Origin of the sequence: Bacillus sp. M13(2017), from assembly GCF_002218325.1 — a bacterium.
Taxonomy (GTDB): Bacteria; Bacillota; Bacilli; order Bacillales; family Bacillaceae_G; genus Bacillus_A; species Bacillus_A thuringiensis_K.
In genome coordinates this window covers 98,797-112,976 of record NZ_KZ268514.1, presented here as the reverse complement: position 1 = coordinate 112,976, position 14,180 = coordinate 98,797, and the positions used below count along the sequence as shown (strand labels likewise).

The following is a 14,180-nucleotide window of genomic DNA, read 5'->3' as shown; positions in this document are numbered from 1 at the left end:
TAACTTCCTCCTACTTCTGTTTGACTCTTTTTGCAAATAACCATGTTAAAGTAAATGGGATTACAACTGCGATAATCATTCCGACAATAAACATTGGAATCGATTTCGGAATGATAGAAATAAATGCTGGCAATCCGCCAATTCCGATAGCAGGTGCTAATACACCATTTAATGTAATGAATATCGCTGCCACAGCAGACCCTATAATCGCTGCATAAAACGGGAACTTATTTCGTAAATTCACACCAAACATCGCTGGTTCTGTAATACCGAAGTATGCTGAAATGGCTGATGTTGATGCCATACTTTTATCATTTTGATTTTTAGAAATCCAGAACATCGCAAGTGCCGCACTACCTTGGGCAATGTTAGAAAGAGCAATCATCGGCCAAATAAATGTACCGCCATGTTGTGCAATCAATTGTAAATCAATTGCAATAAACATATGATGCATACCTGTAATTACAAGCGGTGCATATAATGCTCCAAATAATACTGCTCCAACTACTGGTACTGTTTCATATACACCTACTAATCCTACTGTTAATAAATCTCCAATATGACGTGTAACCGGACCGATAATTCCTAATGCTAACACACCTGTCACAACGATTGTTGTAATTGGTACAACTAATAATTGAATTGCATTTGGTACATGTTTCTTTAAGAAAATTTCTACTTTACTTAATACAAATGCTGCTACTAAAACAGGTAAAATTTGTCCTTGATATCCTACCTTCTCAATTTGGAACAGTCCTAGAATATTGAAGTACTCAATCTTTTGCCCCTCTAAACCAGTCGCTGCTTTTCCATAATCCCAAGCGTTTAATAAGGCCGGGTGCACAAGCATTAATCCCATAACAATCCCTAGTATTGGACTACCACCAAAACGCTTCGTTGCTGACCACCCGACAAGTGCTGGTAAGAATACGAATGCTGTATTGGCCATCATATTAATTAAATCCCAAAGCCCGCCTAAGTTTGGATAAACATCTAATAAATTTTTCCCATCAAAAAATAAGTCCTTTGCGCCTAATAGGTTGTTAATACCCATTAGTAAACCAGCTGTTACGATCGCTGGTAATATTGGCATAAATACATCCGAAAATATTTTTACAAACTTTTGAGCTGGATTTAACTTTTGGTTACCTGAATCTTTTACGTCAGCTACAGTCGATTCTTTCATACCCGCAAGCGTTATCAATTCCGCATATACTCGATCTACATCCCCTGGACCAATTACAATTTGAAATATCCCAGCGTTATGAAAAGCTCCTTTCACTAATGAAACAGACTGTAATTTATCATTATCTATTTTACTTTCATCTTTTAAAGCGATACGGAGCCTCGTCACACAGTGCGCAGCTTGTTCAATATTGTCTTTCCCACCAATATACTGCAACACTTCCTCTGCTGTTTTACGATAGTCTTTCCCCATATTCCCGTCCCTCTTTTCTTTTTTTGATACCGTTTACAATTACATATTAACTCGTATATATAAGTTAGTCAACACTCGTATGTACGAGTTTGTGTTTTTTTATAAAAAAAAGAGATGAAACAATATTTTGTTCCACCTCTTTACTTCCTACGTGCCACATCCGAAAAGTGAAAAATATCTAAGCGGTGGCGTGATTCTGTATATTCAAACTGACTTCCATCATACAAATGTGTAAAGTTTTTCACAACGACAACATAGTCTGTTCCATTTAAATCTAAATACTTTCTGTCATCCTCTGTACATGGCTGTACTTCAATTACCCTCTGTGAATAACTAATATGTAGCCCAAGCTCTTTCTCAATGTATTTATAAATTGATGTAGCTGCAATTTCTCTCGTTAAGCCTGGAATATATTCCGATACAAAATGGTTTATATCTAAAATTACTTTTTCTCCATCAATATTTCGTACACGTTTAATATGGTCAATCACTGTTTTTTCTTTCACGTTTAATAACTTTGCTACGTCTTTCGTCGCTTCAATTTTCTCCATTTCTACGACGTCTGTAATACAATGACGCCCTAAACGTTCATTTTCTTCTTGGAAACTTACAATACCACCAAAATTAAATTCAATATTTTTTCGCTTTAAAACAAACACACCTTTTCCGTGAATTTTTTGTACATATCCACGCTCTTGCAGTAAATCTACCGCTTTTCTTACCGTGCCTCGGCTTGCCTCATACTGCTTCATTAATTCTGTTTCTGATGGGATTTTGCATCCCTCTTTTAATTGTTTATTATCAATAGATTTACTGATTTCTGTATAAATTTGTTCATACTTACTCATCATCTACAATAGCCCCTTGTCACCTTATAATTCTATATGTATTATAACATGCTTCACTCTTCTGCCAATCTCTCACTTATTTTCCATTACAAGAAAAATATAGGTAAATATTTAATCTTTAAAACGTATTTTTATAAAATTTTTTATATTTTTCTTTTCATTCAAAAAAACATGTAGTATACTAACTTCAAAATCAGAGGAGAAAGGGAGCAAAGAACTATGCTTACTTATACAACAACTGTAGTTACATTTGCACAAAAACATCATCATCATACGTAACCCTTGAAACCTAGCGGAAAAATTACGCGTAGGTACAAGGGTTATTCCCGTTGTACCTACGCTTTGGCGAAAGAGCCATGTAGGTATTTTTTTATCTACATGGCTCTTTTTTTATTGTCAAAAAGCTAGTGAAAAATGATGTTTAAGCAAAACTTACTACAAAGGAGTTAACAAAAATGGAAACGAAAAAATGGGGATTATGGGTTTTAACAGCATTTGTTATCGGGAATATGGTTGGCGGTGGCGTATTTATGCTTCCAGCAAATTTAGCACAAGTATCAGGTCCAATGGGTTCTACACTCGCATGGAGTATTACAGGCCTTGGCGTATTTATGATTGCACTTGTATTTGGAAATTTAGCGATTCGTAAACCAGAATTAAAAGCTGGACCACAAAGCTATGCTCAAGCAATGTTTCCTTCAAAAAAAGCTGGTAAAGTTGCAGGATATAGTATGGCATGGGGATATTGGGCTGCTAACTGGGCTGCAACAGCATCTGTTATTATTTCCTTCGCTGGATATTTATCAACATTCTTTCCAGTTTTACAAAGTAAGCAAATTCTTTTTTCAATAAACGGATTTTCACTAGAACTCGGAAAAGGGTTAACTTTCCTCGTATGTAGCCTTATGCTGTGGGGAATTCAATATATTCTTTCTCAAAATATTGATCGAGCTGGAAATATGAATCTACTTGCTACCATTGCAAAAATTATCGGATTTACAATGTTTATTGTAATTACATTATTCATTTTCAATGCTTCTAATTTCGGAGACGGTCAAACCTTTATGAATGAAGCAGGACAATCAATCTCATTAGGTGGACAAATCAATTCAGCTGCTATTGCAACACTCTGGGCATTTATCGGTATTGAATCAGCAGTTATGCTTTCTAATCGTGCAAAATCACAGTGCGATGTAAAAAAAGCTACGATTTTCGGATTAATTATCGCTCTTCTTATTTACATGTCAATTACTTTACTTACAATGGGAGCTCTTCCGCAAGATGCTTTAAAAGAGTCTCAAAAACCATTAGTAGACGCATTAAATTTAGCAATTGGAAATAAAGGCGCATATATAATGGCTTTACTCGCTCTTATATCTTTATTTGGATCTACAGTTGGCTGGATCGTTGTTAGTTCAGAAGTACCTTACCAGGCAGCAAAAAATGGACTTTTCCCTAAGTTTTTCGGGAAAACAAATAAAAAAGGTAGTCCTTCAAAATCATTATTGATTACAAATGTAATGACGCAAATTTTCTTATTTTCAACGATTTCTGGTACTGTTTCAGAAGCGTATAGTTTCGCTATCGTCGTAGCAACATTAGCCTATTTAATTCCATACCTTGTTTCTACCTTGTACCAATTAAAATTAGTTATTACAGGAGAAACGTATGATATACTGCCAGGATCTCGAGTAAAAGATGGAATCATTACTACATTGGCGTTGGTATACTCTATTTGGGTTATCAAAACGGGAACTGCTGATTTAAAAACATTCTTCTTAGGAATTGGATTATTCGTATTAGGCCTTATTCTCTATCCAGTACTAATGAAAGACTCACAAAAAACGGATTAAATAAAGAGAAGCTGCTGGCTTCTCTTTTTTATTAAAAATCTGTAATTAACTTTTCTTTTAGCTCTCCTACAGATAAAGGTTTCGCATAATAAAATCCCTGTACATAATCACAGCTCATTGATTGTAACAAACTCTCTTGCTCTACTGTTTCTACTCCTTCAGCAACTACTGCTAAATTTAAACTATGAGCAATTTCGATAACGGATTTTACAATCGTTCGTTCTGGTTGTGCGTGATCATAATGAAATTCACGAATAAAATTACGATCAATTTTTACAATATCCAGTGGTAGTTGTTTTAAATAATATAAGGAAGAATAGCCAGTTCCGAAATCATCCAAAGCAATTAAAACACCCATATTTCTTAATTCTTGTAATGTAGCAATAATATAATCAAAATGGCGGACTGCAATGCTTTCCGTTATTTCTAATATTAAACGGTTCGGAGGAAAACCAGTTCTCTTTAAAATGCTACGTACGGACAAAATAAAACGTTTCTGCATTAATTGTTGTATAGATAAATTCACAGATAACTTTAGTCCTTCTTGATAATTTGGCAATGTTTTAAACAAGCGACATGATTTTTCTAATACCCAGTCTCCTAGCTTTATAATAAGTCCAGACTCTTCAGCTACAGGGATAAATTCGCTTGGTGAAATAGGTCCGTCTTCTGTCATACAACGTACTAGAGCTTCTATACCAGAATATCTCTTCGTTTTCAAATCAATAATAGGCTGCAATGCTACATCTAACTCTTCGTCACGAATTGCCTTTTGCAAAGCAAACTCAACTTTCATTCTACGATTTATTTTCGCACGTAGCTCATCTGTAAAGAAACATGCAGCGTTTCTCCCCTGTTCTTTTGCACTATACATAGCTAAGTCAGAGTTTTTCAATAAAGTTTCCACATCTTGTCCGTCTTGTGGATAAGAACAAAGTCCTAGACTAGCTGAAATGTATACTTCATGGCCTTCCAGCATAAATGGTGCCTGAAAACATGACAACACAGATGTCGCTAACTGACTCATATCATCTTGTCTATGATTTTTTGTTAACAGCACAAATTCGTCGCCACCTAGCCTAGCCAGAACATCTTTCTCTCCTAGTACATAATGCAACCTTGAAGCAACTTCGCTTAAAAGTAAATCCCCTATCATATGACCTAATGTATCATTTACTAATTTAAAACGATCCAAATCAAAGTAAATCATACCAAATTCTTTTTTATCTGCAATCAATTTATTAACGGTCGTTATTAATTGTAAACGGTTAGGCAAACTCGTTAAGGCATCATGATAGGCAAGTTCCCTATAACGACTTTCACTTAGCCGCAATCTATGTTCCGCTTCTTTTCTACTACTAATATCATTTCGAATTGCGATAAACTGGTATGGCTCTCCTTTTTCATTTAAAAATGGAACAATTGTTGTTTTGACCCAATAATATGTACCATCTTTTGCTCGATTCCGAATCTCACCTGTCCATACTTTCCCATTCAAAATACGTTTCCATAATTCTTGAAAAAAGTTTTTTGGATGATGTCCTGAATTTAAAATACGGTGATCTTTTCCAATTAATTCTTCTCTTTTGTATTTAGAGATTTCACAAAATTTATCATTTACATATGTAATAAGACCTTTTCGATCTGTAATTGCAACAATTGAAGACTCATCTAATGCTAACTTTAAATCTCGCAATGAAGAGTCATATAATGCATGACCTCTCTGTTCTAGCATGCGCATCTCTCCTTGCTTCTATCTGACTAAAACACAACCTGTTTCTCTTCATAGAAATAGAGATATTTCATTTTCTAATACTAGCCCATTACATAAATTATCTTTTTAAATAGACCGATTAAAATAACATAATATTATTTGTAATAAAAAGCAATATTATACCGTTCCAATTATAACTAGTAGCTTCTCATCTCCCTAATGATTTCGCGCCTTATTATACTGCAATCTCTTTAAGTGGCTCTATGCAAGCCTTGTTTCCAACTAATACCACTCACATCTGATCTCTTTGTTTTTAATAACGAAATAGAAATTAGACCATACTACATAACTATTCACGAATAATAATATAAAACTCTATATCAATGTATATGTTTTTGAATTACAATAACAAAATATTAACATATTTTCACCTTAATTTTGGAAGTATTTTATAAATAAATACCGTATTAAACTAAAAAAGAGGATAGCCTCTTTTTTAGTTTAATACGAATATGGTATTTGCTGATAACCTGGGTATGGCATTGGATACGTTACAGGGTATGGTGATGGATAAGCTACTGGATATGGAGCTGGATAATATCCTCCACTTGTTGCACCTGTTAATGCACCAGCTGTCAGTCCGCCTAACACTCCTCCTGCAAAGCTTCCAGGGAAAAATCCGCCTCCCCATGAACTACCACCACCCCAGCCCCATCCGCCTCCGTGATGATGATGGTGATCATAGTGATGATGTCCGCCGTTATGATTGTGCCCACCATGATTGTGTCCTCCATGATGATGATTTCGATAATAAAATCCATTATTTTCTATATAATTCATGCTTCTCCGCTCCTTTTCGATTTTTTCATTTTCATATGCGTTAAGAGTGGGATAAAAAATGGGATAGTACACTGTATGTAGGACAAATGCGGAAAGTATAGGTGAAATGTCTATATTTTGTAAAAAAAGCAAAACACCTTATAATAAAGATGTCATATTACATCTTCTATTTAAGAAGTCTATATTGAAAAAAGATTAGGGGAATTATATAGAAATGAAGAAGCCTATCGTTCAATTACTATTAATATTTATAATTGTATCTATCGTTCTGTTCCTATTAAATACATCGTATATTTCGTTATATACATTTGTCGGTGCCCTATGGTCCATCACAATCGTAGGAATTTCATTCGTTATTTTTATAGAAAATAGATCTCCACAAAGTACATTAGCGTGGTTTTTAGTATTAGCACTTCTTCCTATTATAGGTGTGCTTTTATACGCTATTTTCGGGCGCAGCCGCTGGAGAAGAAAAAAACATCTCCATCGTTCAGAAGAACAAAGAAAATTATTCCGTGAAATATTAGAAGGAAGAAGACTAGAGTTATTACTCACAGTCCCACTAAATGAACGTTCCATACATTTAACAGAAGTCATACAAAAATTTGGAGGCGGTCCTGTCGCAGATAGAACAACTACAAAACTTTTAACAAACGGAGATCAAACATTTTCAGAAATTTTGCGAGCTATAGATCAGGCAAAACATCATATACATATTCAATACTACATTTATAAATCTGATGAAATTGGTACAAAAGTTCGAGATGCTTTAATACAAAAAGCAAAAGATGGTGTTATTGTACGTTTCCTTTATGATGGTCTTGGAAGTAATACGTTAAGAAGACGATTTTTGCAACCTATGAAAGAAGCTGGGATTGAAATAGTAGAATTTGACCCTATTTTTTCAGCTTGGTTACTTGAAACGGTCAATTATCGTAACCATCGAAAAATCGTTATTGTAGATGGAAAAATTGGTTTTACCGGAGGACTCAACGTCGGTGATGAATATCTTGGCCGTTCCAAGAAATTTCCTGTTTGGCGTGATAGTCATTTAAAGATAGAAGGAAAAGCATTATATAAATTACAAGCAATCTTTCTAGAAGACTGGCTCTATGCCTCTAGTGGTTTAAATACTTATTCCTGGGATCAATTCATGAATAGACAATACTTCCCAGGTAAAGAGATTTCAAATGCAGAAGGTGCTGTTCAAATCGTAGCAAGTGGACCAAGCTCCGATGATAAAAGTATTCGTAATACATTATTAGCTGTTATGGGCTCTGCAAAAAAATCCATTTGGATCGCTACCCCCTACTTTATTCCAGATCAAGAAACTTTAACATTATTACGCTTAAGTGCAATTGCCGGAATAGATGTACGGATTTTATATCCAGGTAAAAGTGATAGCATCATTAGTGATCAAGCATCTCAATCCTATTTCACTCCGCTTTTAAAAGCTGGTGCTTCTATTTACAGTTATAAAGATGGTTTTATGCATGCAAAAATTGTACTCGTTGATGATACAATTGCAACTATTGGAACAGCGAACATGGATGTACGTAGCTTTGAATTGAATTACGAAATTATTAGCGTACTTTATGAATCAAAAACAGTTCACGATATTAAACGTGATTTTGAAGAAGATTTTAAACATTCAACTGAAATTAAATGGAACTCTTTCCAAAAAAGAAGTATAAAAAAACGCATATTGGAGTCTTTCATGAGGCTCATTTCTCCTTTACTGTAGGCAATCAACTTCATCTTGATTGCTTTTTCTTTTCCCTTTATCCTCCTTCCTTTTCTTTGCATACCATATTAAAACAAGTTATCATAAGATGTATTACTTTATGAAAATAATGTTAGGTGGGAAATACATGTTAGAACAATTTCATATACATGCTGATTTAAAACAACAGCTTTCTACGATTCATGAAAAGAATAAACAAGAAGCTGGTGAAAATGCACATTTAATCGGAACGAAAATATATAAAGCGTCTGATAATAGCATTATTGAAGATGCAATTACAGCACTTCTTCTTGGCAAGAACATTCTATTAAAAGGACCGACTGGTAGTGGTAAAACAGTACTAGCGGAAACTCTTTCTTCTTTATTCCAAAAACCAATGCATAGCATTAACTGCTCTGTCGACTTAGATGTAGAGGGTATTTTAGGATACAACACACTACAAACGAAAGATGGTGCATCTGAAGTTTCATTCGTTAACGGTCCTCTTATGAAAGCAATGAAGAACGGTCACTTCCTATATATTGACGAAATCAATATGGCAAAACCTGAAACTTTACCGCTACTTCACGGCGCATTAGATTACCGTAAAATGATTACAAACCCATTTACACAAGAGGTTGTATTCGGTGATGACGAATACCGTGTAATTGCTGCGATTAACGAAGGTTACGTTGGAACAAGTGAGCTAAATGAAGCATTAAAAAACCGTTTCGTTATTATTGAAGTTCCTTACATTCAAGGTGACACATTAAAAGAACTATTATTAGCAGAATCAAAATTAAATGATGTTGCAACAATTGAAAAGTTTGTTGCATTTGCAAGCGACCTTATGCCTTTAGCTCGCGATGGACGTGTAAGTGAAGAAGCAGCAAGTATTCGTGGTATTATCGACGCATGTGATTTAGGTGTATATATTCCTGTTATGCGAGCGATTGAACGAAGCATAATTGCAAAACTTAATGATGAAACAGAACAAATGACTGTCCGTGAATTAGCAGAAAGTTATTTCTTTGAGGGATAATTTATGAGACAAATTTTTAGTGACAAAAAAATTGATGCGTCGCTGTTTCTACAAATGGAAAATTTAATGTATGCCCTTCTAAAAGAAGACGATGCCTATCTTGAATATGGCTATAAAGCATACTACGACGAAATTGAAAAGAAAGTTGTCATTAGTCACTTTTGGGATGATCGAAAAGAAGAAGATACAGTAATCGGATTAAAAAGCGAAGTGTTCTTAAAAGCACTTGGTAATAAACATTACTCGGACATGACTTTAATTCGTTCTTATGCGATTGAATTGCAAGAATCGCCCCTAAAAAAGTTTTTAACACAATTATTTGTTCTATTAGAAGATTTACGCGTTGAGGAAATCGTAAAGAACTTACGTCCTGGCACGAAGCATGTTTTTAAACGTCGAAAAGAAATGTACCGCAACTATTTCGGCTCTCAAAATGAAATAAACCGCGTTCGTAATTATCACGGTGATCGTCTATTTTGCCTATGCTATCTTTCATTAACGAGCGATAAATATGAAATGTTTAATAATGAATATTTTGAGCAAATTGAAGCGATTTTACATGAAACATTCCAAGCACGTAACACAGAAGATATTATGTATATCGTTGAGAAAATTCGCTATCGCTTAGAGGCGCTTCTTGAAAGTGATATGCTTAACAACTATTTCGGACATGCTCCACTTTACTTATCTGTCCTTGCAGACGAAAAGAACTGTCGCGTCGAAGATTTAGCAAATGATGATACGCAGCTTATAGATGACGATGAAAATAAAAACAAAATGGATGAAAGTTTCTCCACATGGCATCGTGAAAATAAAAATAACGAAAACGAGAACTTTTTACGCTTTGAATTAGAAAGCGGAACAAAAACTAATATGATGGGTGATACTGCCCGTGAATCAGAAGATGGCGACCAAGCACTTGGTTCTGTACAAGGTACTTCACAAAAAAGTACACAATCCAACTTTGATGGCGCTGATACAGAAGAAGCAAGGGCTTCACACGCTTCTAGCCAGCACGACGGTGCATACGGTAAGTATAATGTAGGTGCTTCTCATACATTTAAAGAAGCTCGCAAACCAAACTCAGATGAGAAAAAAGATTACCAAGCTATCAAATCAGTCGTTAATAAAGATGTAAAAGAATTAAAGAAAATTATCGAAAAAACAATTGAAAATAAAACGAATGCGAATAGCGATAAATATTACGGAAGACTTCGTAAGAAATTCCTTCGTATTTATACCGAAAAACAACCGCGTATGTTTTATAAAAAAGGACAAGAGTCACAAGAACTCGATGTTGCATTCCAACTGTTAGTTGACTGTTCTGGTTCTATGTATAACAAAATGGAAGAAACGAAGAAGAGTGTTGTACTATTCCATGAAGCTTTAAAATCTTTAAAAATCCCACACGCTATTAGCGGATTTTGGGAAGATGCCTCTAGCGCTAAACCTGAAGATAAACCAAACGTTATCCATGAAGTTGTAAATTATAAAAACTCAACGTTACCAAACGTTGGTCCAGAAATTATGCAACTTCGTGAAGAAGAAGATAACCGCGACGGATATATTATTCGTATCGTTTCTGAAAAACTTGCCAAAAGACCTGAGAAACATAAATTCTTACTAGTCTTCACAGACGGTGAGCCTTCTGCGCTAGACTATCAACAAGACGGAATTTTAGATACGCATGAAGCTGTTAAACTCGCGCGTAAAAGTGGTATGGAAGTAATCGGTATCTTCATCGAAGAAGGCGAAGCGAAAGAAGCAACTTATCAATTGATGAAAAACATTTATAACCATCACTTCTTAGTTGCAAATCATGCTGAAGATTTACGATTGAAGATTAAACCATTGCTGAAAAAACTATTACTGAAGACGATTGAATAGAAAATAGGAGCCTTGTGGCTCCTATTTTTTCGTTCAATTACTTTGTTTCTGGTTGAAACTTGTACGGAATGGCTACTTCTAATAAAGATTCAAATCCTGCGTCATAGTATGGGAAACGCTCATTCACAATTTTTCGATCCACCCACTCTATTGCAGAAATTTCACCTTCATCTTCCGCAATAAGTTCACCTTTTACTACATTCGCTCGGAATGTAAAAAATAGTGCATGATTCCCTGATTCTTCAAAGAATTTTTCATTGATCGCAACAAGTCCACCTAACGTAGCAGTTAAACCTGTCTCTTCTTTCACTTCTCTTATTAGTGCTTCCTCTAATATTTCACCTTTTTCCACAGCCCCGCCTGGCAATGACCAAACATTTTGTTCTACATTATGTACCATTAATATTTTATCTGTTTCTTCGTCATGTATTAGTGCATATACAACGTCAACTCTTTGCACAAGACTTCTCTCCCTCCCAAAATGATGAAGAGCCGATTCCTAAGAATCGACCCTTCCTATTAATTCATCACTAACCCAGCTGTGAGCTTTTTTTTTAACTTATCCAGCATGTCAGTTGTCATTTTGTCTAAATCGTATTCTGCTTTAAAGCCCCACTCTTTCATTGCTGCAGTTGCGTCAATAGAGTTTGGCCAGCTATCAGCGATTGTTTGACGAGCTGGATCTACTGCATAATCCATTGTAAACGTCGGAATGTGTTTACGAATTGACGCTGCAATTTGCTCTGGCTCGAAGCTCATTGCTGTAATGTTAAATGCATTTCTATGCACTAGCTTACTTGGATCAGCTTCCATTAATGAAATGATTGCTTGTAAAGCATCAGGCATATACATCATGTCCATATATGTTCCTTCAGCAATGTATGAGGTGTATGCACCTTTTTTAATCGCCTCATAATAAATTTCAACTGCATAATCAGTCGTTCCGCCTCCTGGAGGAGCTACGTAAGAAATTAAACCTGGGAAACGGACACCGCGCGTATCTACGCCAAACTTTTGATGATAATAATCACATAGTAATTCTCCTGCTACTTTGTTCACCCCATACATCGTAGTAGGACGCTGAATTGTATCTTGCGGTGTATTATCTTTTGGCGTCGATGGACCGAATGCACCGATAGAACTTGGCGTGAAGAACTTACAGTTTAATTCACGAGCTGCTTCTAATGCATTTACAAGTCCACCCATATTTAAATTCCATGCAAATAACGGATTTTTTTCTGCTGTTGCTGAAAGTAAAGCTGCTAAATGAATAATTGTATCTACTTCATTACGCTTTGCGATATCATGTAGTTTTTGTCCATCTGTTACATCTAACGTTTCAAATGGACCAGATGTTACTACTTCACTATCTGTTTCACGAATATCTGTTGCAATAACATTTGATGCGCCGTATACATCACGAAGTTTCATTACTAATTCAGAACCAATTTGCCCTAAAGAACCGGTTACTAGAATTTTTTTCATTTTCCCCACTCCTCATTTGCAAGCTATTCAAAAGATGTCGTTACTTAAATGATGCCCATTTCTTTTCCTACTTTTTCATACTTACGAATTGCTTCATCTAACATTTCTTTCGTATGAGCTGCTGTAGGCATATTACGAACACGACCTGTTCCTTTAGCTACAGTTGGGAACACGATAGATTTTGCGTATACGCCTTCCTCATTTAGACGTTTACTAAACTCTTGTGTTAACACTTCGTCACCAATAATACAAGGTGTAATTGGCGTTTCACTTTCCCCAATGTTAAAGCCAAGTTCTTTTAATCCTTGTTTCAAGTAGCGGCCATTTTCCCATAAACGATCATGTAGCTCTGTGCTTTCCATTAAAATTTCAATGGATCGCATACATGCAGCTGCATCAGCTGGTGTTAATGCTGTAGAGAATAAGAATGGACGTGAACGAACTTTTAACCAGTCAATTAAGTTTTGTTTCCCTGCTACATATCCACCAATTACCCCAATTGCTTTTGATAATGTACCAATTTGGAAATCAACTTTATCAGATAGACCGAAGTGCTTTACAGTTCCTGCACCTTTTCCAAGTACGCCTGAACCGTGTGCATCGTCTACATATGTCATTAAATCTAATTCTTCTGCAATCTCAACAATTTCTGGTAATTTCGCAACATCTCCGTCCATTGAGAAGACACCGTCTGTAATTACCATTAATTTATTGTAAAGACCTGATTCTTTCGCCGCGATTGCTTTTTGGCGTAAATCTTCCATATCCGAATGTTTATAAACAATAATTTTGGCTTTTGATAGACGACTACCATCAATAATAGAAGCATGGTTTAATTCGTCTGAAAGAATTGCATCATTTTTATCCATAACGGCTGAAATCGCTGCCATATTACAGTTAAATCCTGATTGGTAAGCAATTGCTGCTTCTGTATGTTTAAACTTTGCAATTGTCTCTTCTAATTTAATATGCAAATCTAAAGTACCGTTAATTGTACGAACAGCTCCTGCCCCAACACCGTACTTATGAATTGCACCAATTGCTGCTTCTTGCAAACGGCTATCTGTTGCTAATCCAAGATAGTTGTTTGAAGATAAGTTAATATATTCTTTTCCGCCAATTGTAATGATCGGTCCATTTGAACTCTCAAGCGGATCAATTACGTTATAAAGCCCCTTTGATTTTAAATCCTCGAAATTTTCTTCTAAAAATTTCGCAAGTGTTTTACTAGACATCGTGAAGCCTCCCATCGTTCATGTAAGCGAATTATTGTCTTAATAGTTCCAATAATCCCTCTACTAGCTTAACACGTTTTCAGAATTTATTATAGAAAAATAGTTTAAAGTAACC

At 35.4% G+C, this 14,180-nt stretch carries 11 protein-coding genes; 4 read left to right on the top strand and 7 right to left on the bottom strand.

The annotated features are described in order from the left end of the window. Nucleotides 1-10: 10 nt before the first annotated feature. On the bottom strand, nt 11-1,438 hold the full coding sequence (treP, locus tag CGQ22_RS25540) for a PTS system trehalose-specific EIIBC component (RefSeq protein ID WP_000513935.1): 1,428 nt from the start codon (nt 1,436-1,438) through the stop codon (nt 11-13). 140 nt (nt 1,439-1,578) lie between these two features. Beyond that, a complete protein-coding gene (gene treR / locus CGQ22_RS25535) occupies nt 1,579-2,289 on the bottom strand; it encodes a trehalose operon repressor (protein WP_000987236.1) in 711 nt (236 codons plus the stop codon). A 452-nt stretch (nt 2,290-2,741) separates the two neighbouring features. Between treR and CGQ22_RS25530 the strand changes: the two genes are divergently transcribed. After that, nucleotides 2,742-4,139: an amino acid permease gene (locus tag CGQ22_RS25530; protein ID WP_089149525.1), complete on the top strand. Its 1,398-nt coding sequence runs from the start codon at nt 2,742-2,744 to the stop codon at nt 4,137-4,139. A gap of 31 nt (nt 4,140-4,170) precedes the next feature. Here the strand turns inward: CGQ22_RS25530 and CGQ22_RS25525 are convergent, their stop codons facing one another. Both CGQ22_RS25525 and CGQ22_RS25520 read right to left on the bottom strand, forming a co-directional pair. Next, complete coding sequence (locus CGQ22_RS25525; protein WP_000893344.1) at nt 4,171-5,874, bottom strand: putative bifunctional diguanylate cyclase/phosphodiesterase; 1,704 nt, start codon at nt 5,872-5,874, stop codon at nt 4,171-4,173. 480 nt (nt 5,875-6,354) lie between these two features. Next, nucleotides 6,355-6,693 (bottom strand): hypothetical protein, encoded by a 339-nt coding sequence (locus tag CGQ22_RS25520; RefSeq protein WP_001106370.1) that lies wholly within the window; start codon nt 6,691-6,693, stop codon nt 6,355-6,357. A gap of 214 nt (nt 6,694-6,907) precedes the next feature. Between CGQ22_RS25520 and CGQ22_RS25510 the strand changes: the two genes are divergently transcribed. From CGQ22_RS25510 to CGQ22_RS25500, 3 genes are all read left to right on the top strand, one after another. After that, on the top strand, nt 6,908-8,437 hold the full coding sequence (locus CGQ22_RS25510) for a cardiolipin synthase (protein WP_000743015.1): 1,530 nt from the start codon (nt 6,908-6,910) through the stop codon (nt 8,435-8,437). Nucleotides 8,438-8,564: 127 nt separating this feature from the next. Next, complete coding sequence (locus tag CGQ22_RS25505; RefSeq protein WP_000892970.1) at nt 8,565-9,458, top strand: ATP-binding protein; 894 nt, start codon at nt 8,565-8,567, stop codon at nt 9,456-9,458. Between the two features lie 3 nt (nt 9,459-9,461). Beyond that, nucleotides 9,462-11,345 (top strand): vWA domain-containing protein, encoded by a 1,884-nt coding sequence (locus CGQ22_RS25500; protein WP_001248851.1) that lies wholly within the window; start codon nt 9,462-9,464, stop codon nt 11,343-11,345. A 37-nt stretch (nt 11,346-11,382) separates the two neighbouring features. On the opposite strand, the gene CGQ22_RS25495 is transcribed toward CGQ22_RS25500, so the two are convergent. Genes CGQ22_RS25495 through CGQ22_RS25485 form a run of 3 tightly spaced genes read right to left on the bottom strand, consistent with a single transcriptional unit; the run spans nt 11,383 to nt 14,065 of the window. Then, complete coding sequence (locus tag CGQ22_RS25495; RefSeq protein ID WP_001189943.1) at nt 11,383-11,805, bottom strand: NUDIX hydrolase; 423 nt, start codon at nt 11,803-11,805, stop codon at nt 11,383-11,385. 59 nt (nt 11,806-11,864) lie between these two features. Next, entirely contained in the window at nt 11,865-12,830 is a 966-nt protein-coding gene (locus CGQ22_RS25490) for an L-threonine 3-dehydrogenase (RefSeq protein WP_000723128.1), read from the bottom strand. A 44-nt stretch (nt 12,831-12,874) separates the two neighbouring features. Continuing rightward, nucleotides 12,875-14,065 (bottom strand): glycine C-acetyltransferase, encoded by a 1,191-nt coding sequence (locus CGQ22_RS25485; RefSeq protein ID WP_089149524.1) that lies wholly within the window; start codon nt 14,063-14,065, stop codon nt 12,875-12,877. Nucleotides 14,066-14,180: the final 115 nt, after the last annotated feature.

Bases quoted from the DNA above. Each gene is read 5' to 3' on its own strand.
- treP (WP_000513935.1), bottom strand. From the start codon at position 1,438: ATGGGGAAAGACTATCGTAAAACAGCAGAGGAAGTGTTGCAGTATATT.
- treR (WP_000987236.1), bottom strand. From the start codon at position 2,289: ATGATGAGTAAGTATGAACAAATTTATACAGAAATCAGTAAATCTATT.
- CGQ22_RS25530 (WP_089149525.1), top strand. From the start codon at position 2,742: ATGGAAACGAAAAAATGGGGATTATGGGTTTTAACAGCATTTGTTATC.
- CGQ22_RS25525 (WP_000893344.1), bottom strand. From the start codon at position 5,874: ATGCTAGAACAGAGAGGTCATGCATTATATGACTCTTCATTGCGAGAT.
- CGQ22_RS25520 (WP_001106370.1), bottom strand. From the start codon at position 6,693: ATGAATTATATAGAAAATAATGGATTTTATTATCGAAATCATCATCAT.
- CGQ22_RS25510 (WP_000743015.1), top strand. From the start codon at position 6,908: ATGAAGAAGCCTATCGTTCAATTACTATTAATATTTATAATTGTATCT.
- CGQ22_RS25505 (WP_000892970.1), top strand. From the start codon at position 8,565: ATGTTAGAACAATTTCATATACATGCTGATTTAAAACAACAGCTTTCT.
- CGQ22_RS25500 (WP_001248851.1), top strand. From the start codon at position 9,462: ATGAGACAAATTTTTAGTGACAAAAAAATTGATGCGTCGCTGTTTCTA.
- CGQ22_RS25490 (WP_000723128.1), bottom strand. From the start codon at position 12,830: ATGAAAAAAATTCTAGTAACCGGTTCTTTAGGGCAAATTGGTTCTGAA.
- CGQ22_RS25485 (WP_089149524.1), bottom strand. From the start codon at position 14,065: ATGTCTAGTAAAACACTTGCGAAATTTTTAGAAGAAAATTTCGAGGAT.